The 21171-nt window shown below is 47.5% G+C and carries 20 protein-coding genes and 3 riboswitches; of the genes, 12 read left to right on the top strand and 8 right to left on the bottom strand.

Annotation, left to right across the window (positions count from 1 at the left end):
- The first annotated feature begins 46 nt into the window (after positions 1-46).
- The 4 genes from purU to ABK447_RS13985 all read left to right on the top strand — a co-directional run bounded on the left by purU (position 47) and on the right by ABK447_RS13985 (position 4214).
- Entirely contained in the window at positions 47-949 is a 903-nt protein-coding gene (purU, locus tag ABK447_RS14000; protein ID WP_007407234.1) for a formyltetrahydrofolate deformylase, read from the top strand.
- A gap of 369 nt (positions 950-1318) precedes the next feature.
- A complete protein-coding gene (gene proB / locus ABK447_RS13995; RefSeq protein WP_072589014.1) occupies positions 1319-2431 on the top strand; it encodes a glutamate 5-kinase in 1113 nt (370 codons plus the stop codon).
- Positions 2428-3675 carry a glutamate-5-semialdehyde dehydrogenase gene (proA, locus tag ABK447_RS13990; protein WP_025284624.1) on the top strand — a complete coding sequence of 416 codons (1248 nt, stop codon included), beginning with the start codon at positions 2428-2430 and terminating at the stop codon, positions 3673-3675. The genes proB and proA overlap by 4 nt, the downstream gene beginning before the upstream one ends.
- 113 nt (positions 3676-3788) lie before the next feature.
- Positions 3789-4214, top strand: coding sequence for an organic hydroperoxide resistance protein (locus ABK447_RS13985; protein WP_007610880.1), 426 nt, complete (start codon positions 3789-3791; stop codon positions 4212-4214).
- A gap of 27 nt (positions 4215-4241) precedes the next feature.
- On the opposite strand, the gene ABK447_RS13980 is transcribed toward ABK447_RS13985, so the two are convergent.
- Complete coding sequence (locus tag ABK447_RS13980) at positions 4242-4751, bottom strand: MarR family winged helix-turn-helix transcriptional regulator (RefSeq protein WP_015417314.1); 510 nt, start codon at positions 4749-4751, stop codon at positions 4242-4244.
- Positions 4752-4824: 73 nt separating this feature from the next.
- On the opposite strand from ABK447_RS13980, the gene ABK447_RS13975 reads away from it, so the two are divergent.
- From ABK447_RS13975 to ABK447_RS13960, 4 genes are all read left to right on the top strand, one after another.
- Positions 4825-5235, top strand: coding sequence for an organic hydroperoxide resistance protein (locus tag ABK447_RS13975; RefSeq protein ID WP_003154758.1), 411 nt, complete (start codon positions 4825-4827; stop codon positions 5233-5235).
- A gap of 140 nt (positions 5236-5375) precedes the next feature.
- The gene (locus ABK447_RS13970; protein ID WP_032871298.1) at positions 5376-5960 is read left to right on the top strand and encodes a hypothetical protein; all 585 of its coding nucleotides are present in this window, start codon (positions 5376-5378) and stop codon (positions 5958-5960) included.
- 21 nt (positions 5961-5981) lie between these two features.
- Positions 5982-6443, top strand: coding sequence for a hypothetical protein (locus ABK447_RS13965; RefSeq protein WP_234631208.1), 462 nt, complete (start codon positions 5982-5984; stop codon positions 6441-6443).
- A 4-nt stretch (positions 6444-6447) separates the two neighbouring features.
- Positions 6448-7575, top strand: a complete 1128-nt coding sequence (locus ABK447_RS13960; RefSeq protein ID WP_094031673.1) for a glycosyltransferase — start codon at positions 6448-6450, stop codon at positions 7573-7575.
- A gap of 20 nt (positions 7576-7595) precedes the next feature.
- Here ABK447_RS13960 and ABK447_RS13955 read toward each other — a convergent pair whose 3' ends face one another.
- Both ABK447_RS13955 and ABK447_RS13950 read right to left on the bottom strand, forming a co-directional pair.
- Complete coding sequence (locus ABK447_RS13955) at positions 7596-8909, bottom strand: hypothetical protein (protein ID WP_094031674.1); 1314 nt, start codon at positions 8907-8909, stop codon at positions 7596-7598.
- Between the two features lie 271 nt (positions 8910-9180).
- A complete protein-coding gene (locus ABK447_RS13950) occupies positions 9181-10365 on the bottom strand; it encodes an MFS transporter (protein ID WP_094031675.1) in 1185 nt (394 codons plus the stop codon).
- A gap of 80 nt (positions 10366-10445) precedes the next feature.
- Between ABK447_RS13950 and yeiL the strand changes: the two genes are divergently transcribed.
- Positions 10446-11117 carry a transcriptional regulator YeiL gene (gene yeiL, locus ABK447_RS13945; protein WP_094031676.1) on the top strand — a complete coding sequence of 224 codons (672 nt, stop codon included), beginning with the start codon at positions 10446-10448 and terminating at the stop codon, positions 11115-11117.
- A 50-nt stretch (positions 11118-11167) separates the two neighbouring features.
- On the opposite strand, the gene metE is transcribed toward yeiL, so the two are convergent.
- On the bottom strand, positions 11168-13456 hold the full coding sequence (gene metE / locus ABK447_RS13940) for a 5-methyltetrahydropteroyltriglutamate--homocysteine S-methyltransferase (RefSeq protein ID WP_094031677.1): 2289 nt from the start codon (positions 13454-13456) through the stop codon (positions 11168-11170).
- Positions 13457-13539: 83 nt separating this feature from the next.
- A riboswitch (SAM riboswitch) is annotated at positions 13540-13694 on the bottom strand.
- 139 nt (positions 13695-13833) lie between these two features.
- The gene (locus ABK447_RS13935; RefSeq protein WP_007407222.1) at positions 13834-14793 is read right to left on the bottom strand and encodes a S8 family peptidase; all 960 of its coding nucleotides are present in this window, start codon (positions 14791-14793) and stop codon (positions 13834-13836) included.
- 219 nt (positions 14794-15012) lie between these two features.
- On the opposite strand from ABK447_RS13935, the gene ABK447_RS13930 reads away from it, so the two are divergent.
- Positions 15013-15846, top strand: coding sequence for an STAS domain-containing protein (locus ABK447_RS13930; protein ID WP_025284633.1), 834 nt, complete (start codon positions 15013-15015; stop codon positions 15844-15846).
- A gap of 45 nt (positions 15847-15891) precedes the next feature.
- On the opposite strand, the gene ABK447_RS13925 is transcribed toward ABK447_RS13930, so the two are convergent.
- From ABK447_RS13925 to ABK447_RS13915, 3 genes are read right to left on the bottom strand one after another with little or no spacing between them, the layout of a single operon-like run.
- A complete protein-coding gene (locus ABK447_RS13925; RefSeq protein WP_022553447.1) occupies positions 15892-16653 on the bottom strand; it encodes an energy-coupling factor transporter transmembrane protein EcfT in 762 nt (253 codons plus the stop codon).
- A complete protein-coding gene (locus ABK447_RS13920; RefSeq protein ID WP_160223004.1) occupies positions 16628-18265 on the bottom strand; it encodes an ABC transporter ATP-binding protein in 1638 nt (545 codons plus the stop codon). The genes ABK447_RS13925 and ABK447_RS13920 overlap by 26 nt, the downstream gene beginning before the upstream one ends.
- Positions 18252-18851, bottom strand: coding sequence for an ECF transporter S component (locus tag ABK447_RS13915; protein ID WP_069007511.1), 600 nt, complete (start codon positions 18849-18851; stop codon positions 18252-18254). Before ABK447_RS13915 ends, ABK447_RS13920 begins: the two co-directional genes overlap by 14 nt.
- A 179-nt stretch (positions 18852-19030) precedes the next feature.
- Positions 19031-19144, bottom strand: a riboswitch (TPP riboswitch).
- 148 nt (positions 19145-19292) lie between these two features.
- Between ABK447_RS13915 and ABK447_RS13910 the strand changes: the two genes are divergently transcribed.
- Both ABK447_RS13910 and ABK447_RS13905 read left to right on the top strand, forming a co-directional pair.
- Positions 19293-20555: a glycoside hydrolase family 18 protein gene (locus ABK447_RS13910; protein WP_015239721.1), complete on the top strand. Its 1263-nt coding sequence runs from the start codon at positions 19293-19295 to the stop codon at positions 20553-20555.
- Between the two features lie 90 nt (positions 20556-20645).
- The gene (locus tag ABK447_RS13905; RefSeq protein WP_003154740.1) at positions 20646-20783 is read left to right on the top strand and encodes a transcriptional regulator SplA domain-containing protein; all 138 of its coding nucleotides are present in this window, start codon (positions 20646-20648) and stop codon (positions 20781-20783) included.
- 106 nt (positions 20784-20889) lie between these two features.
- A riboswitch (M-box (ykoK) riboswitch) is annotated at positions 20890-21055 on the top strand.
- The last annotated feature ends 116 nt before the right edge of the window (positions 21056-21171 follow it).

The raw sequence follows: 21171 nt of genomic DNA, 5'->3' as shown, positions 1-21171 counted from the left end.
TTTATTAGTAAGTTACGAATTATGAAGATACGAGGGATTAAAACAGATGAATTCATATATGACACAGCGGCTGAAAGAATACCGCCGCGGGAATGAGGAAAAAGGGCGCCTGCTTGTCAGCTGCCCCGACCAGCCGGGAATTGTATCGGCCGTGTCGGCGTTTTTGTTTGAACATGGTGCAAACATTATTGAATCAAATCAATACACGACTGACCCTGAAGGCGGACGGTTTTTTCTTAGGATCGAATTCGACTGCAAGGGCATTCGTGAGAAAAAAGAGGACTTACAGCAGGCGTTCGCCTCAATCGCCCAGACATTCGGCATGACATGGAGCCTGTCTCTGGCAAGTGAGCTGAAGCGGGTGGCGATCTTTGTATCGAAGGAGCTGCACTGCCTTCATGAACTGATTTGGGAATGGCAAAGCGGCAATATGATGGCCGAAATTGCGGTCGTCATCAGCAACCACGAAGAGGCCAAAGAAGTGGTCGAACCGCTGAATATTCCGTTCCATTACATGAAAGCTAACAAAGACATCCGCGCCGAAGTGGAGCGGCGCCAGCTTGAGCTGCTGGAGCGGTATAAGATTGATGTGATCGTTCTTGCCCGCTACATGCAGATTTTGACGTCTGATTTTGTATCTGCCCATCCGAATCGGATTATTAACATCCACCATTCATTTCTGCCGGCCTTTATCGGCGCTAACCCGTATAAACGGGCTTATGAGCGCGGAGTGAAATTAATCGGCGCGACCTCTCACTATGTGACGGACGATCTTGATGAAGGGCCTATTATTGAACAGGATATTGAACGCGTCGATCACAGAGATCACGCAGAGGATCTGAAGAATATCGGCAGAACGATTGAGCGGAGCGTGTTGGCAAGAGCCGTAAAATGGCATCTGGAAGACCGCGTCATCGTTCACGGAAACAAAACGATCGTATTTAATTAATGGCGGTCCGCCGGGGAGGCGGACTGTTTTTTATGGATGAAAATGTCTTGACAAGAACCTGTTTTCTTTGCATAATATAAAAAAATCATTGAGCGTTGAAGAGGATCAGTACGCAGAACTTTCTGTGACAGAGAGCAAAATGGCCCGCTGAAACATTTTGCCGCATGAAACCTGCCGAACCTGCCTTGGAGTCCTGAGGGGAAAACTCAGGCGCGATAACCTGGCGTTACAGGAAAGCGGGACGCGTGAAAAACGCGTTCAAACAAGGTGGTACCACGGAAAGCCCATTTCGTCCTTATTTTTCAGGACGGAATGGGCTTTTTTTATTGAAGAGAGCCGGTTTGGATTGATTGCCACGGAGGAGAAACGATGAAAAAACAAAGAATTGTTGTGAAAATCGGGAGCAGCTCGCTCACCAACAGTAACGGAAGCATTGATGAAGCAAAAATCAAGGAACATACGGAAGCCATTTCTTTATTAAAAGAAAACGGGCATGAAGTGATCCTCATTACCTCAGGCGCGGTGGCAGCGGGTTTTTCCGCTCTCGGCTATCCGTCGCGACCCGTTACGATAAAAGGAAAGCAGGCATCTGCCGCAGTCGGCCAGACGCTTTTAATGCAGCAATATATGGACCATTTAAAAAGATACGGTCTGACGCCGGCACAAATTTTATTAACAAGAAATGATTTCTCAAAAAGAGAGCGGTACAGAAATGCCTATGCCACTGTAATGGAACTGTTGGAGCGGGGCGTCGTGCCGATTATTAATGAAAATGATTCCACATCAGTCGAAGAGCTGACGTTCGGTGATAACGACATGCTGTCGGCGCTTGTAAGCGGTTTGATTCATGCAGACCAATTAATGATTCTCACAGACATTAACGGGCTGTACGATGCCAATCCGAATGAAAACCCGGACGCAAAGCGGTTCGACTATCTGAATGACATCACACCTGAATTGCTCGGATATGCCGGATCAGCAGGCTCAAAGGTCGGCACCGGAGGCATGAAGTCAAAACTTCTCGCCGCCCAGACCGCATTGTCGCTCGGGGTAAAGGTATTTATCGGAACCGGCTCCGGACGGGAAAAACTGATGGTGATTTTAGACGGAAAAGGCGACGGCACTTATATCGGCGATAAAGACCTGTCCTCAGTGAATAATACACGGCAATGGATCATGTTTCATTCTCCGATATCAGGGGAAATCATCATTGATGGGGGAGCGGAGCAGGCGATGATCCATAATGGGTCAAGTCTCCTCCCTGCCGGCGTCGCCGATGTCTGCGGCAGTTTTCCGAAAGGGGCCGTAGTGGAAGTCAAAGGGCCCGGCGGCATTATCGGCAAAGGGCAGACGCAGTACTCATCCGATGAAATTTTAGAAGTCAAAGGGAAGCGGAGCGACCAGCTTTCAGGAACGAAGCAGGTGGAAGTGATTCACAGAGATGATTGGGTGAATTTATTTGACGAGGGGGAACACAAATGAGTGAAGTATTGCAAAAAGCGGCCTTGGCAAAAGAAGCGGCTGCCGAAATGGTCATGAAAACGACGGCTGAAAAAAACGAAGCGCTCCAATGTATCGCAGACGGACTCAGAAATGAACGCCGGCTGATTTTAACAGAGAATCAGAAAGATATTGAAGCGGGACGGAACAGAGGACTGACACCTGACATTATTGACAGGCTGACTCTTGATGAAAAACGCCTGCTCGATATCGCGGACGCCGTGGAACTATTAATCGGTCTTGAAGATCCCGTCGGTGAATCGCTGGAGACCATTCAAAAAGAGAATGGATTATCCATTGAAAAAATCCGCGTGCCCCTTGGAGTAGTGGGCATGATCTATGAGGCCAGACCGAACGTTACCGTAGACGCGGCCACACTCTGTCTGAAAACCGGAAACGCGGTTGTGCTCAGAGGAAGTTCTTCCGCCATCCACAGCAACATAGCGCTTGTCAGTGTGATGAAACGCGCACTGGGGCTGTCAAAGCTTCCGATTGATGCCGTTCAGCTCATAGAAGATACAAGCAAAGAAACCGCCAAACAGCTCTTTACATTAAATGACGGGCTGGATGTATTGATCCCGCGCGGCGGTAAAAATTTAATTGATCTAGTGGTCAGGGAATCAACCGTACCCGTTTTAGAAACCGGAGCGGGCAATTGCCACGTGTACATAGATGAGTCAGCAGATCCTCAAATGGCAAGCGAGGTCGTCATCAATGCCAAAACACAGCGTCCTTCGGTCTGCAACGCGATTGAATCTCTTTTGATTCATGAAAAATGGGCCGAAGAACACGGACGAAAGCTGCTGAATCAGCTGACAGAAAAAGGGGTGGAGCTCCGAGGAGACCAGGTAATTTGCAAACTGGAGCCTCAAGCGAAACAAGCAGAAGAAGCCGATTGGGGAGCGGAGTACCTGGCGCCGATTCTCAGTGTGAAAACGGTGCAGGACGTACAGGAGGCGGTCCGCCACATTCAGCAGTACGGCACAAACCATTCAGAAGCCATTCTGACGGAGAACGCCGAGCATGCGGCTTACTTCCAGACCGCCGTTGACGCCGCCGCCGTGTATCATAATGCTTCAACCCGGTTTACGGACGGCTTTGAATTCGGATACGGAGCCGAAATCGGCATCAGCACGCAAAAGCTTCACGCGAGAGGGCCGATGGGGCTTCCGGCGTTAACATCTACAAAAATCATCATCAAAGGAAACGGACAAATCCGCGTATAATCTTTTAAGCTTATCCTTCAAAAAGGGTAGGCTTTTTTTATGCGGAAAGATTGACGGTTCTTATTATATTGTGTAAAATTAAATTGCACACAATATAATAGAGGTGAATTCACATGACAAAACCATTATTTACTGCAACCGTATCAGCCGCCGGCGGACGTGAAGGGAAAGTCACGTCTTCTGACGGAGTGCTGAATCTTGATGTTGCTATGCCGGGAACGCCAAGAGCAAAAAAGCTCGAACATGCCACAAACCCTGAACAGCTGTTTGCCGCAGGATATTCAGCCTGCTTTGACAGCGCTCTTCAGCTCGTAGCGAGAAAAGAGCGTCTGAGTATTGAAACAGAGGTCACTGCGCATGTCAGTCTGCTGAAAGATGAAGCAGACCAAGGATATAAACTAGGCGTTACGCTTGAGGTCAAAGCATCCGGCATTGATAAACAGGAGCTTGAAGCCCTTATCCAAAAAGCGCACGGTGTCTGCCCGTATTCAAAAGCGACAGCGGGAAATATTGAAGTGAAGCTTCTGGCAGCAGAATAAAAATAAGGATGCCCATTCGGGGCATCCTTATTTTTTGCCGTGCAGCGTATTCAAAACCTCATAAAGCGACTGTTTTAACTGCTTTAATTCCTCTTTTGACCGTCCCGTCTGTTCCAGCATGGCAATGGGGATATCCGCCGCTGTCTTCTGCAAGGCCCGTCCTTCATCTGTGAGCCTGATCGTCACGGATCGCTCGTCTTCAGCCGACCGCTTTCTCATGATGATTCCGTGCTGCTCCATCCGTTTCAGCATCGGTGTCAGCGTTCCGGAATCCAGGTACAAAAGCTCACCCATCCGTTTCACATTCAGTTCTTCGTGCTCCCATAATAAAAGCAGCGCCAAATATTGGGGATAAGTTACGTTGAGCTTATCAAGCAGCGGTTTGTACCGTTTCGTCATTTCCCTTGAGCTTGCGTACAGCAAAAAACAAAGCTGATTCTCCAGTTTCATATGTTCAAAATCTTTTTCTGCCATTACTTCTTTCACCAACTCTTTGTTTGTTAACGTTACCCCTATTGTAGCCGAAAAACGGCCCATTTCCTATTCCTCATGTTTAAAAATATGAGCAGGGGCAATATATACAGTAAGTACAATGAGGAGGCTGATAATAATGGCATTATTTACTTCAAAAGCGACCGCAGTCGGCGGACGAGCAGGACATATTAAATCCGAAGACGGGGTGCTGGATTTTGACATCATCATGCCGAATGCAAAAAAAGACGGAGAAACCGGCACAAACCCTGAACAGCTCTTTGCGGCAGGATATGCTGCCTGCTTCGGGGGAGCGCTTGAGCTCGCCGCCCAAAAACAAAAAATCGACATGACCTCTGAAATTGAAGGACAGGTCAGCCTTTTAAAAGATGAGAGTGACGGAGGTTACAAAATCGGCGTAACGCTCGTCATTGATACAAAAGATCTTGACAAAGAAACGGCGGAGAAGCTAGTGCATGCCGCTCACGAGTTCTGTCCGTATTCAAAAGCAACAAGAGGAAATGTAGACGTCAAACTTGAATTAAAATAAATAACCGAACGAATATCCCGGATTTTATATCCGGGATATTTTATTAACGAAAACATCAGTAATGATCTCTTCTCTCCCGGAATAAGAATACGATATAGCACTTTTGCATAATGACACCAAGAGAAAAGAGGGAGAAATCGATGTCTCTTCCAAACATACCGAACATCACCCCCGACATTACACTCTCCAGATGTGAGACCCTGAACCTCCTTCTTTCATCCGTGGCTATGGAAGAAATCGGACTATCCCATATTCTGCAGGCGGAAGCGGAAAGGATTCAAATGTTTCTCGGCGCTTCCGGCGATCCCTCCTTGGAGGAATTGTCATCAATCAATAGAAGCACTGAACGGCTCCTGCGCACCGTCATGAAATCACAACTCCTTTTGCAGACGAAGCTTGAGGACATTATCTTCTTACAGGATTCTGAAGTCTGTATGGACCCGGACGACCCAAGCAATCCGAGTAATCCGGGCGATCCTGATGACCCGTGGAATCCGGACGACCCGAGCAATCCGAGTGATCCGGGCGATCCTGATGACCCGTGGAATCCGGACGACCCGAGCAATCCGAGTGATCCAGGCGATCCTGATGACCCGTGGAATCCGGACGATCCCAGTGATCCGGAAGATCCGTGTGACGGCCTGTTTTACGGCCGCATTGGCTGCTGTGAGTGCGGGGATTGTGAGGACTGCGGTTGGAAGAAAAAAGGCGGGGAGCGTTCATAAAAAAAGAGACGGGTGAAGCATATGCCGTATCCAAGCATCTCAAAAGCGAAACAGGCATCTTTTGAAGCCTTGCATTGTCTCACGATGGCGCTGTTACATATATTATCTGTGACCGTGGATAAAAGAAGGGGTTCAAATTACAAAGAAGAAATCAGGCTGTTCTCCGCATTGTGCCGCTGGCAGATGGAAACAGGCGGCCGTCTGTTTTTAATGATCAGCTTGGAAGAAGAGCAGAAGCAGATGTATGAGGGGCACTTTCTTGAAATGAAGACAGTTACGGAACGAACGAAAAAATTCATTTCTGAAAGCCCGCGCGAATTCCGGGCGCATCCGATTACGAAGCGGGCTGTCAGGCAGCTTCAGGAATGGAATACGGAAACTGCCGAACCTGCCGTCAGATGGGTGCGGCCTGTCATCATCACGATGAACGGCACTCCTGAACGGCCTTGGTTCAATCAACAACTCCAAAATCGGGAAAGGTGAGAAAATGAGCGGAAATGCTGAATGTAAACTGACTCTTTGCATGATTGTGAAAAACGAGGAGAGATACATCTCCCGTTGTTTATCAAGTGTACAAGACATCGCTGATGAGATCGTCATCGCAGACACCGGATCACAAGATAATACAAAAGATATATGCAAAAGTTTTCAGGCAAGAGTGTTTGATTTCGAATGGGAGAATGATTTCGCAAAGGCCAGAAATTACGCCCTGCAGCATGCCGAAGGAGATTGGATTTTAGTGCTTGACGCGGATGAAGAGCTCGATCAGGAGACGGGCCGTTTTTTAACTTCGCTGCTTCATGACGGATTACCGAGCCGGGGCCTTTTGAAAATCATCAATTATACGGGGAAGCAGCTCGATGAAAACGAAGCGTTTGAAAGCATGCAGCCGAGACTGTTCCGCAATCATAAAGGCCTTCTGTATCAAGGCAGAATTCACGAGAATATCTCGGCTCCCAATGAGGAAGAAAACAATGCTTTTTTCACGCTCCCATGTGTGATTCATCACTACGGCTACTTGGAGCAGGAAGAAAAGATCAAGCAAAAACATAAACGGAATATCAGCATTTTAAATGAAGAGCTTTCAGAGGAAAATCCTGATCCGTGGCTTGTCTATCATTTGGCAAGTGAATGCTACAGAATCAAAGACTATGAAAAAGCATTACATCTTGTCAACGGCTCAATTTTTCAATTTTTAAGCGAAAAACGAATGCCTCCGTCTCTCCTGTATTATTTGAAATATACAATATTGCTTGAGCTCAAACGGTATGAAGAAGCCGAACAAGGGATTGAAAAAGTGCTCAAGCTATATCCTGATTACAGCAATCTTCATTATTATAAAGGCCTTGTATTATATCATTTGGAAAAGTACAGAGCGGCAATCAAAGCATTTGAAAACGGAACGCAGGTTGAAGGAGAAAACGCTGATCACTTAATGTTAAAAGGTGCCGCCGATTTCAGAGCCTTTTATTATATGGCAAAATGCCATTCTGCATTAAACCATGATATGACGGCCATCGCTTACGCCAAAAAATCCGTGAAGTTCAATCCTCAATTTAAACCCGCGAAAGAACTTCTGTCTCAATTAAAAAAGGATCAGCGGACAAACGCTTGATCCTTTTTTTGCATGTTCCATTAAGATAATCGAATAATGTTTAAAGCTGCACCGACGCTTCCTCCAAGCAATGTGGCCGCACCCAATAATCCGAACAGCTGAAGCTGGATGGTGCTGCCTGCTGGCAAAGTCACAATAAAGGAGTTATTAAAGTTTGCCAAAGACGCGACCGGGGCGATAATCGAACTTGCAGGAGGAGTGCCGTTGATTAAAATACGCGAACTTACAAGCAAGCCGGCCGTTAAATTAATATGGTAGGAAATATAGTACCGTCCCGCCGGAGCAACGGTAAATATGGTATTTGCGGCATTAGCCGTAATATCTGCCGAAAGGTTTTGTTCATTCGGTAAGGAAATGGTCGTGCCGCCGACAATAACTGCGACAACACCGCCGCCCGTATTGCTCGCATAGCCGGAAGTTGCTGTCAGACTTGTTCCGGTGCTTCCGGTCGGTCCGGTGCCGCCAGTAGCGCCAGTGCTTCCGGTCGGCCCGGTACCGCCAGTAGCGCCGGTGCTTCCAGTCGGTCCGGTGTCGCCAGTAACGCCGGTGCTTCCAGTCAGCCCGGTGCCGCCAGTAGCGCCAGTGCTTCCAGTCGGTCCGGTGTCGCCAGTAACGCCGGTGCTTCCGATCGGTCCAGTAGCGCCAGTAGCGCCGGTGATCCCGGTCGGCCCGGTACCGCCAGTAGCACCGGTAATTCCAGTCGGTCCGGTGTCGCCAGTAGCGCCGGTGCTTCCGGTCGGTCCGGTAGCGCCAGTAGCGCCGGTGATTCCCGCCGCAGCTAAAAGTGTATAGTCAGCTGAGGCTCCAGGGGTTCCCGCCGGGCTGTTTACGTTTGCGACGTAAGAGCTTCCGTTATACAAGACAACCTGTCCGGTTGTGTAAGTGGGAGCAATCAGCGGATTAAAAGCAACAATCCCTTGAAGGCCCGCACCGGTGACCCCCGTCGGTCCGATCGATCCGGTTGGCCCCGTCGCTCCGGCCGGTCCGATTGCTCCCGTAGGTCCCGTCGGCCCCGTAGCACCAGTCGGTCCCGCCAGTGTAGGGATATTTGAGATACTGTCCAATTTTGAACCGAGAAGAAGCTCCTGTTTCATTAAGCTGTCAAGCGTATCACGGACGCTCTCATTCAGGTTAAGAATATCCGCAAGACTTGAGGGGGGCCCTGTTAATCCGGGAATCGTTCCGAGCGCGTATTGGATTTTTTCCCCTTCCGCATTCAGAATATGTGCCATTCCCAGCTCTTCCATAGCAATTGACGAAAGAAGAAGGTTAATGGTATCGTCTCTGGAAAGTGTAACGACAGGGGTGATATTGGGCAAATTAGGCTGTGACACAATGTCCCTCCTTATGAGTTGGCTGAAAATCATTTTATTACGAACAAAGTTCCCCGAAATGAGCGTAAGCAGTACTGTATCAGTATATTCACTGATTCTGTCCAAGTTTCTGAATGGATTCCCTTTATAAACCAATTGAGCGGGTTATACCACTGTTTTTGATTTCAACATATATGAAGGAAATACTTTAAATATAGAGAAAATACATCGCACAGCATTCGCAAATCGGTCAAAATGACAGCGGGACATGTGATCGTCTATAAAGCGATGGCTATATATCTTGTGCGTTTCCTGCAAAAACTCTCTTTTTCATTTCAAGTTTTCTGTATAAAAGGGCGAGTAGCATGGATGGGATCGTACAAACAATCATTCCGATAAAGGCATACCGGGGTTCAATTTCATATAAAAAACCTCCGAAAATAGTAAATACCGCAGTGCTCCAGCTGAGAGCAAGCGCTGAATATATGCCTTGGGCTTTCGGGATTTGCGCGGGTGAAATATTTTCAATTAAGTATTTCATAAATGCATAGTGTCCCATCGCGAATGAACAGGCATGCAGCGTCTGCGCAATACAGAAAATGATGACATGAGGAAAGGCAAATACGAGTATCCAGCGTACGGTAGCACCAAGCGCCGCCAAGGCGAGCAAAGAGCCTGCCGTAAATTGATGAAAGTATCGGTCAGCGATTGCAAAGAAGATAATCTCCGCGATAACGGCGATGTTGATAATGATTCCGATGGCATATGCGGGGGCATCGATTTCCTGCAAAAAGAGATAACCGTAATTGTAATAAGACGCGTGTGCCGCCTGCAGTAAGATAACGATTGCGAGCACCAGACCGAAATATTTGATGCGGAATAAGGCAAACATGCCCTCTTTTCTTGCGCGGTCTGTTTCCGGCCGTTTTGAAAGAACAGCTGGCGCATGCATAAAGCTGAGGCATGCGAATATCAGGGTGCCCAAAAGCAGTGCCCATAAAATCGCTTGATCTCCGAATATACCTGTAAAGACGGACAGGATGACGCCGGCTGAAACAAAACCCGCGGACCCCCACTGGCGGCTTGTCCCATAGGCCTTTAATTCGTTATGCTGTACAAGGACGCCGCAAGCGCTGTCTAAAGCAGGCATTAAAGCAGGGTAAAACACATGCAGCACTAATGTGACAAGAAGCAGGCTTTGAAAAGAATCAGCGGGAATATAACATAAAAGTGCGAGAAGCGTCCCGATTCTTGCGCCGTTTAATAAGGCTTTGCTGCTGAATTTTCCTGCTAAATAAGGGAAGAAAAATAATGTGGAAATCCCTCTTGCCGCCAAGCCCAGGCTCATAATGAAACTGGCTTCGGATACGGAAACCCCTTTTATATGCACCATCCATCCCGTCCAATAGGGCAGAAAAACACCCCATGTCATAAAAAAACTAAAAAAATGCAGACTCATCCAGCGATATGCTTTCATTCCCGTTCCTCCTTTAATTGGCATGTTATCATGTAAAGACATAAAGACAATATGAGATATCTCATATATTGGGGTGGACGATGGAAATTTATAAAGGCGAGAAAAAGCGGCATCAGTTAGAAAAACACTCAATCGCGCATTTATTCTCTTTCCCCGCTGAAGAGTTTATGGAAGTGCGCGAATATGAGCGGGACGAATGGATTATTCAAGAGGGCAGGAGGCCTGACTTCCTGTTTTACGTGATTGAAGGAAAAGCGAAAATATATGTAACCCACCAAAACGGGAAAGTTTCTTTAATTAATTTTATCAACAAAGATGATTACATCGGAGAGATGGAACTATTACATGAAGTGTATTACACAAAAGGAATTCAAGCCTCAGCGAAGACTGTTTGTTTTGCTCTGCCTATTTACCGCTGCCGCGCGCAATTGCTGCAGGATGCGAAATTCCTGCGTGAATTGGCTAAGTTTTTAAGTGCTAAGGCAACGCTTATGGCTTCGAAATATTCACAAAGTCTGGCGTTCCCGCTTGAAAACCGGCTGGCCGATTTTATTTTGCAGACGGCTTATGAAGGGGTTTATAAAGAGAAGCACGTAACGGTCTGTGATTATTTGGGTGTATCTTACCGTCATCTCTTGCATGTGCTGACGCAATTCTGCCAAAAAGGGTATTTGCAAAAAGAAGGGCGGGGCTATCAAATTAAGCAGCATGATTCACTAAGTGAACTTGCGGAGGCGCTGAAGAATAAATAGCACGCCCAGAAAAAACAGCCACCCGCGATTTGCGGATGGCTGTTCTTTTTTTATACAAGCTGAGCTTGTTTTTTTCGTGCCTGTTTCGCGGCGTCGACCATATTTTTTAATGCCGCAACGGTTTCTTCCTGCTGTCTTGTTTTCAGTCCGCAGTCCGGGTTTACCCAGAAGCGGTCAGTCGGACACACTTCAAGCGCGTCATCAATAATTTGATAGATTTCTTCAGTTGCCGGCACACGCGGGCTGTGAATGTCGTATACACCGAGTCCGAGGCCTTTCACGTAAGGATGTTCTTTCAAGTATTCTAAAAATCCTCCGTGGCTTCTGCTGTGTTCGATTGTAATGACATCCGCGTCAAGATCATTGATCGTATCTACGATATCTTCAAAGTTGCTGTAACACATATGCGTATGAATCTGCGTCTCATTTTGCACAGAAGACGTCGTTAACCGGAATGCTTCTGCGGCCCAAGTTAAATATTCATCCCAATCCTGCGTTTTTAACGGCAGTCCTTCGCGGAGCGCGGGTTCATCCACTTGGATAATCTGAATACCGGCATCTTCAAGCACTTTTACTTCTTTTCTGAGGGCAAGCCCGATCTGGAAGGCGATTTCTTTTCTTGAAATATCCACACGCGGGAATGACCAGTTTAAGATGGTGACAGGTCCCGTCAGCATGCCTTTCATGTGTTTTTCCGTCAGCGATTGGGCGTAGACCGTATCTTTTACCGTCATCGGTTCGATAAATTCGACATCTCCGAAAATGACAGGCGGACGTACGCAGCGTGAACCGTAAGACTGCACCCATGCATATTTCGTAAAGGCGAATCCGGCCAGTTTTTCACCGAAGTATTCGACCATGTCCGTCCGCTCGAATTCTCCGTGAACGAGCACGTCTAAGCCGATTTCTTCCTGAATGTCAACCCAGCGCTTCGTTTCCGCATTAATAAAGGCTTGGTACTGTTCATCCGTCCAATCTTTTTTCCGCCATTTTTGCCGTGCGCTCCGCACCTCGGCAGATTGAGGGAAGCTTCCGATTGTCGTCGTCGGCAGAAGGGGAAGACCGAGTGATTCATTCTGCAGCGCCAATCGTTCTTCAAAGCTTGCCTGACGGGAGAAATCTTTTTCCGTCAGCTGATTCAGCTCTTCTTTTTGAGCTGAGTTCGCTCCTGTTGCGAATGCTTTTAAAGCCTTAAGTGCCGCTTTTGATTCTTCGATCTGCTCACTGACGGCCGCTTTGCCGGACAGAAGCCCTTCTTTTAAGACGCCGAGTTCCGCCAGTTTTTCTTTAGCGTATGACAGGCCGTTCAGCAAATCCTTTTCAAGATGCTCGTCAGGGTGTTTCGCCACCGGCACGTGCAGAAGGCTGCTTGAAGGCTGAATCCATAACTCCTCAACATCAGCGTGGCTGAGGATATCCAGAGCTGCATCAAGGCGTTCTTCAACATCGATTTTCCAAATGTTGCGGCCGTCGACCACACCGGCTGCCAGCACTTTATCTTTCGGGAAGCCGTGCTTTTTCAGCTGATCAAGGTTTCTGCCTTTATCATGCACGAAGTCAAGCCCGATTCCCTGTACGGGATAAGAAACGAGTTCTTCATATGCATCAACCGAATCGAAGTATGTCTGCAGGAGGACATTCAGCCCTGAAAGCTCTTTTGTAATAGATTCATAGAGTTCTTTTGCGGCACGGACGTCTTCAGAAGAAGCTGTCACAAGGGCCGGCTCATCGATCTGAACCCATTTTACGCCTTCAGCTTCAAGTTCTTTCAGCAGCTGAACATAAAGAGGAACAAGGCGTTTTTGAATCGCTTTCGCTTCTGATTCTTCGTATCCTTTCGCAAGTGTGACGAATGTGTACGGACCGACGATGACAGGTTTTGTTTCCGCTCCGAATTCTTCTTTGATCCGGCGGTAGTCGTCAAGCTGTTTGTTTCTCGTCAGACGGAATTCAATGCTTTCGTCATATTCAGGAACGATGTAATGGTAGTTGGTATTAAACCATTTCGTCATTTCACTGGAAACGGCGTCTTTTACACCGCGGGCAATCGCAAAGTATGTATCAACGGGATCCGTGATGCTGCGGAATCTTTTCGGAATCCAGTTAAAGCTGACGGCTGTATCAAGCACATGGTCATAATGGGTGAAATCAGAGACCGGCACGATATCGATATGTTGGTCAAGTTGTGTTTTGACAGCTGATAAGAATAAACCGTCAAGTTCTTTAAGAAACGTTTCTTTGTCAGTGTTACCTTTCCAATAAGCCTCAAGCGTTTTTTTCCATTCTCTGTTCAAGCCGATTCTCGGAAAACCGAGGTTCGAAGTTTTGATTGTTGTCATTAAGTTTCCTCCTTTAAGTGAGATGTAACAAAAAAGCCTCTTTCTCATGAGAGAAAGAGGCTTTAACTTCAAAATGCAAGCCTCTCTTATCTCTCAGATCACGTCTGATGGAATTAGCACCGTGCCTTATGAGACAGTCGTCTCGGCGCAAAAATCACGCGCCCCATTTCACAATGGAATTACGGTCGGTTGCTGTTGGGGTCAAAAGGCCAATCCCTCGCCCAACTCTCGATAAGAGAAAATATTTCAATTTTTTTGAAAAGTTACATCATTTGTTGGTTATCTTATCAGCTTATTCAGATCACTGTCAATAGAAAATCTCACATTTTAAAAATTGGTGATGTGACAAGCTGATTAATCATTATATGAGAAAAATATCAGAAAGACAGCAGCTGTGCCTGTTCGGCTCTTTCCATCAGTACTTCAGGCGCGTCTAAATACAGAAATCCGTTCCCGGCCAATGTTTTGGCGATGTCCAAAGGAAGGGTCCGCCGCACGAGCTGGGCGTAGACTTCAGCCTCAGAAAGCGTCCGCTGAAACGCGTCCTGTTCAAGCCCTTTTATTAAGGCAAGCGCTCCGCTCACATGCGGGGCGGCCATTGAAGTGCCCGTCAGCTTCCCGTATTTATGGTTGGGAAGGGTGGAGAGAATATTTTCTCCCGGAGCCACCAGGTCAATCTCTTTATTAGCGTTTGAAAATTCAGACGATTTACGGGCGATTGAGACTGATCCGACTGCGATCACTTCGTTGTAAGCGGCCGGATACGACAGTTCCTCTGTACGCTCGTCTCCGTCGCCTTCGTTTCCTGCCGCGCAAACGACCAGAACACCGCTTTTTACCGCATTTGTGACGGCTTCTTTCAATTCAGGCACATCGCTTGGCCCGCCGAGTGACATGGAAATGATATCTGCCTTTTGTTCAACGGCGTAGTTGATGCCGTTAATGATCCATTCGTATTTGCCGCTGCCGTTTTGACCGCCGAGAACTTTAACGATTAAAAGGCTTGCTTCCGGCGCGACACCCGAAATTCCGCCGTTTGAATCATTGGCGGCAATCGTTCCGGAAACGTGTGTCCCATGTCCGTTATAATCGGAAATCGCGTCTTCTTTGCCTCCGTCATCATCGGTGAAGTTTTTCCCGCCGACAATCCGGTCTTTCAAATCAGGATGATTGATGTCGCAGCCTGTGTCAAGCACCGCGATTTTAATATCCTTGCCTTTAAACCCTTTTGCCCACAACTCTGGCGCCTTAATCACTTTAATCCCCTCTGGAAGCTCGTTCACCTCCATGATCTGTTCATCCGTGACATAAGGAATCAAATGCATTTCACCATTCATAAAAAAGCCCTCCTTTTTTATGCTTGCGAGTGGATACAAGGGTGTTGCTACTATTTTATGGCAGAGCATGCCGGCCGGAAAGAGTCATTTGAAGCATTTTCATAAAAAAGGCGTAATCTATCGCACTAAAAAATTTCAAATATATGGATAGTTTAACAGCTTTTATTTTCATTCATGATCCGCTGACGGTATAATTGGAAATGGGAAAGGAGAAGAGATATGAAGATAAGTGAAGCATTATACAACTATTTTTCAGAACAAGTGGATCAAATTGCGAAAGAGTGGATCGAAACGATGGAAGATTCGGATCCGAATTCGATTTATTCTTTGACAAATCCCATCATCACAGAAGAACTGACGGAGCAGGATAAAGAATTTTACCGGCATATTAATAAAATGTATATCATGCCGAAAAAAGAATTTTTAGAAGAGTTCGAGCGGTGGGTGATTGAGCTTGCGAAAGACCAGAAGCATCTGGATACTCCCGTCCAGTATGTGGTCCGTGAATTCATGAGAAACCGGAGACTATATGTCAGTTATTATGATGCGTTTGCCGATAAACATGAATCTTCGTTTGCACAGGGAGAAAGGAAGAAATGGGAGAATTTAATTGTACAAGTATTTGATTTTACGATTTACACGTTTGTCGATCATGCCGAGCATAACTCAAAAATGCAGCTGAATGCGCAAAGAGAAATGATTTTGGAGTTAAGCTCGCCGGTTATCACACTGAGCAAACGGACGGCGCTGCTGCCGCTTGTCGGCGATATTGACACGGAGCGCGCCAAATTCATTCTTGAAAATACGCTGAGCACATGTGCAAAACGGCTGATTGAACATCTGCTAATTGACCTGTCGGGTGTAGTGGTTGTCGATACGATGGTGGCGCATCAGATTTTTAAATTAGTTGAGGCGCTGAAATTGATCGGCGTCACGTCCACTTTATCCGGAATCAGGCCGGAAATCGCTCAAACCGCCGTACAGCTCGGCATTAATTTCTCAGATATTACGATCAAGTCCAATCTCGCTCAGGCTCTCAATTATCATCAATAACATACATAACAAAACAGGCTGCCGAATCACTCCGGCGGCCTGTTTTTATACAAACAACAATGAAATGAGCCAGCTTGCGCCGAATAACAGAAGCACGAGCAGGAAAAAGCACCAGTCGGCGCGGCGCACGGTAACAGTTCTGTAAAACGTGCGGTTTCGGCTCCCCGTAAAGCCTTTAGATTCCATCGCGATCGCCGTGCGTTCCGCCTTTCTGATTGCGCCTGCCAATAGCGGAATGGTGAAGCGCCTGAAGGCGGAGAGCTTTCCTTTCAGCCCGGAATCAGACGCCGCGCCCCTGATTCTGTGCGCCTGCCGGATGATCAGGATTTCATCTTTCAGAAGAGGGAGAAACCGGAACCCCGCGATAACGCCGTATGCAAGCTTGGGCGGCAGCTTACACTGCTGAATCAGACTGAGCATGAACAGAATCGGATCGGTTGTGAAAAGAAACATCATCGACAAAGCGGAAAAACATAAAATACGAAACGCGATAGAAATCCCGAGCGCCGCGTTATCACTGTTGACGGCAATCGGCCCGAGCTTAAACAGCAGGTTGCTTCCGGTTGTCGGGACGTTTCCGAATACGGCGGCTGTCCATAAAGAACCGAAGGCCAGAATGACAAACGGAATCGTGAACAGCAGCCATTTTTTCAGCGGCACACGACCCGCCGAGAGGACGCCTCCCGCAATGATGATATAAAACAAAGCAGGGGTGTACGGATTATAAATAAACGACAGCATTATGACGCATAACAATACAGCCGCCGCCTTTATTGACGGATTAACAGCCTCCAGCCGCAAGTTCATTTCTCCGCCTCCTGTCGTGTCTCATCCATTCATACCGCAGCGGCAAAGCCAAATGCGCCTGCTCGGCGATCCTGGTGTTATCAGAAAATAAAGCGTCGGGAGTTCCCCGGAATACCAGTTTCGTGCCGCAGAGCACAAGGATCGTGTCGGCATAATCTGAGACGAGTTCCATATCGTGTGTCACCATCAAAACAGCCGTTCCTTCCTTTTGAATCTCACGGAGCATTTGCATACACTCCCGCGCCGTTTTGGCATCCTGTCCGAAAGTCGGTTCATCAAGCATCAAAACGTTCACATTGTGCATAAGCATCGTTGCGACGCTGAGCCGGCGTTTTTGTCCTTGGCTTAAAGAAAACGGATGCTGTGAGGCATGGCGTCTCAGGCCGAATCGGGTTAACAGCTGAAGAGCTTTCTCCTTTGCGGCTCTGCTGCTTTCAAAACCGAACATCAGCTCTTGAATGACGGAATCTGTGACAAACTGGTGTTCAGGATTTTGGAAAACATATCCGATCAGCCGCCGCAGCTCTTTTTCAGAATAGGAATCAATCGGTCTGCCGTCTATTTTGATGTCTCCGCCCAGCGGACGGATGAGCTTGGCCGCGGCAGAAAGGAGCGTGGATTTTCCTGTTCCGTTAGGACCGGCAATCGCGGTGATTGAACCTTTTTTTACGGAAAAGCTCACATCCTGAAAAATGACGTCTGCTCCTCTTGAGAATGACAGCCCGTGAACGCTCAGCGCGTCTTCTGCCGAAAGCGCGGCGGGCCGGGGTTCGGGCAGAGACGGTACAGGTTCGTGAAACAGCTTTTCTTTACACAATGTAAAAGGAATGCTGACGTGCTTCTGCAATGAGATTACACGCGGAATCGGAATGCCGAGCTCTATCAGCTCTTCAACCTTTGTTTCAAAGATAACGTCCGTCTCTCCGTCCATCACCTTCTGACCCGTTTCGTCAAGGACAATCGTCCTGTCCATCCACGGCGCCCAATGATCAAGCTGATGTTCGATAACGAGAAGGCCGAAGCCTTTTTTTGCTTGAAGATCTTTGATCAGCCGCACTAATTCACGTGCGGAATATGGATCAAGCTGTGCCGTCGGTTCGTCCAAAATAATGAGTTCCGGTTCCATCGCAATGATACAGGCAAGCGCCACTTTTTGTTTTGAACCGCCTGACAGCGAAGCGATCGTTCGCGTTTTCAGATGAGTGATCTCTAATTTTTCTAAAACGTCATCGATGATTGCGTCCATATCTTCTTTTGTATATTGCAAATTTTCCAGGCCGAAGGCGATTTCATCTTCGACCGTCAGCATGCAAAACTGCTGGTCCGGATCTTGAAACACGACGCCGATGGATCTGGCGGCGGGTTCTGTCAGATGTGAAAGAGGTGTTCCGTATAAAGACACGGTTCCCGATTGAACCCCATCGCATGCTTCCGGGTACAGACCGTTTAAACAGAGAGCGAGCGAGCTTTTGCCGCATCCGCTCGGCCCGAGCAATAAAGCCCGCTCTCCTTTGCGGAGCTGAAAGGACACGTTTTGAAGAATCGGCTTTTCATCCTGATCATAAGAAAAGGTAAGACGGCCGGCCGATAGAAGGGGCTCACATGCCTGCATCTTGGTTCACCTGTTTCTTTTTCTTCTTGAATTGTTTTCCGAGCGCCATGCCGCTCAGCACCCCTGTGTAAGCCAGCGCATCACTGATTGCTTTGCCGAGAAGGCCGGCAAGAAGCGCACCTGAGACCAGACGGATGAGAAGCATGACGGCTAATAAACCCGGATTCAAAACAGAGTATCCGGAAACGAACAAGTCATAAATGAAGCTCGTCACAGAAGACCCCATACCGGATAAAAGAAGCACGGGCAGGGTATACACCCGCCAGCGTGTCGCAAAAAAGACCGCTTCCGCACCGATTCCCTGTGCGATCCCGATCAGAATCACCATCGGTCCTGACGGATTTCCGAGTAAGCACTCCACAAACGCGGCGATGATTTCAGAAACGAGAGCCGCTCCCGGTTTTTGAATAATGTACGCGGCAATCACCGAGACGATAAACCAGATACCGTAAATCGGCTCATAGCTCATCCGGCCGAAAAATCCTGCCGCTATATTGCTTGCATGAGTTGATACTAAATAAATGACAGCAAATACAACACTGATGACGGACATGACGACAATTTCTCTCATTTTCCAATTTTTCATTGTGATCTCCTGCTTTCTTATCGGATAGTCGTATGTATGAAAGAGTTGATTTTACAGGCGGTTTATATTCAGTTTCATATTGCGGTGTCCTCCCCCGTTTTTTAATGAAAAATAAAAAACTGCATATCCGAGGGAATATGCAGCAGCAGAACGAAAACGCATGGGGAAAAACCCTGCGCTCCGGTCAATCTGCACTTCCCCACGCTGGTATTATCCAGATCGGGTTATAAGGGATCAAAACACGCCTGCCGCATGTTTTATCTCAGCCGATAACAGCACCCCTAGTGCGTTTCCTATACAGTTTTTTATGATGACATCATCATAGTTGATCATGTCTGATTTGTAAACAGCCTTTCTCCGAACAGAGTTTGGAATCGGACCGGATGATCATTCATAAAGATAAGAAGAGCCCTTTTGATCAAAAGGAAACGGAGGACATCTATGTTTGTTCATACAGTGCAGTCTGGTGACTCGTTATTTTCCATCAGCAGAAAGTACGGATACCCTGTTGACAGCATCAGAAGCGTCAACGGGCTTGAGGAAACGAATATCGTTCCGGGGCAGGCGCTTTTAATCCCTCTTAATGAATATACGGTTCAGCCGAATGATACGTATGCCGTTATCGCAGGTAAGGCTTATGTGCCGCAGATGCAGCTGATGCAGGCAAACCCGGATATTCCGCCGAACCGGCTGCGGGCGGGTATGAAAGTGAAGATCCCTGATATCTCTAACTATCTTGCGGGCACCCTGCAATTTTATGTCATACGGACGCCTGAAGCGGATAGAGAGTTAATTAATGATTTTGCGCCGTATTCTTCGGCGATTTCTTTGTTTGAATATCATTTTGGCCCGAACGGAGATATCATTAACGATTTAAACGACAGAACCGCAATAGAAACCACATGGCAGAACAGAGTGCGCCCGCTTGCCGTCATTACGAATCTGACAGAAGGGGGATTCAGTCCGGAATTAGCCCATCAAGTGCTGCAAAATCCGACGGCAAGGACGAATCTCGTCAACAATATCGTCTCCTTAACCGTAAGAAAGGGGTACGGCGGTGTAAATATCGATTTTGAACGGGTCAGAGAAGCTGACAGGGACCTCTTCACAGGATTTCTCCGGCAGTTAAAAACCCGGCTTTCAGAGCATCAGCTCGCGTTAACGATATCGGTTCCGGCGAAAACAAGTGATGCAGTGCCGTGGCTGAGGGGATATGATTACGGCGGAATCGGAACCGTCGTCGATTATATGTTCATTATGGCGTACGACTGGCACCACGCCGGCAGTGAGCCGGGACCCGTGGCGCCTTTGACAGAGGTCAGGCAAACGATCAATTTTGCCATCAGCAGGGTGCCGAGAAGAAAAGTGATTCTCGGTGTTCCGCTGTACGGGTATGATTGGGTGATTCCGTACCGTCCCGGAACGATCGGATCCGCCATCTCCAATCAGCGCGCCATGGAAACGGCCATGAAGCATCAATCAGTGATCCGTTATTCCCAGCAGGAGCGTTCCCCTTACTTCCGGTATACTGATGAAAATGGAAGAACGCATGAAGTGTGGTTTGAGGATGTGCGGAGCATGAGTGAAAAAATGGTTCTCGTTCGGGAGTTCGGACTGCAGGCGATCGGCGCGTGGCAATTAACGCTCGGTTTCAAACCGGGCCCGTGGCTGCTTAGGAACTTTTTCACGATCCGAAAAATATAGCTGCATGTCCTGCTCTGCAAGTGATTTTTTCTTTTCTATGATAACGGGTCTTCTTTTGGACAATCTAAAATTGAACAGGAGGTCTGTCATATGAAGAAAAGGGAAGAGCAGTATATCAACGAGGCTGAGTATGTACCGCATCCGACAAAAGAAGGGGAGTACGCGCTCATGCTGCATGAATCCTATCATTTCCTTTCAGAAGAGGATGAAAGCGATTTGCCGGAATAAGGGCTTTATGCCTTTATTCCGTTTATTTTATAGGCATGTGCTGAAATCACAAATTTAAGGTTGACACATTCCTTTTTTTTCTGTAATCTCAGTGTGTCAATTCAAATAAGAACTTCGTTAGGTGAGGCTCCTGTATGGAGATACGCTGCTGCCCAAAAATGTCCAAAGACGCCAATGGGTCAACAGGAATCATCGACATAAGGTGATTCTTAACGCAGCTGGATGGCTGTCCTATGCCATACAGTGCTAAAGCTCTACGATTGGAGGCCCCGCACGTTTATTTGCCGTGCTTGTTTTCGCCTTCATATCAGAAGGTTTTTTTTATGCCTCAAAACGTACACGACTGAGCATGATAAGGAGGTGCGGAGTATGGATTCTCCCCATTCGA

The sequence above is a fragment of the Bacillus sp. hwrm1 genome, from assembly GCF_040207805.1.
GTDB classification, from domain to species: Bacteria; Bacillota; Bacilli; order Bacillales; family Bacillaceae; genus Bacillus; species Bacillus velezensis.
Note: the sequence above shows the minus strand (reverse complement) of the source record. Positions and strands in the feature narration are given on the sequence as shown.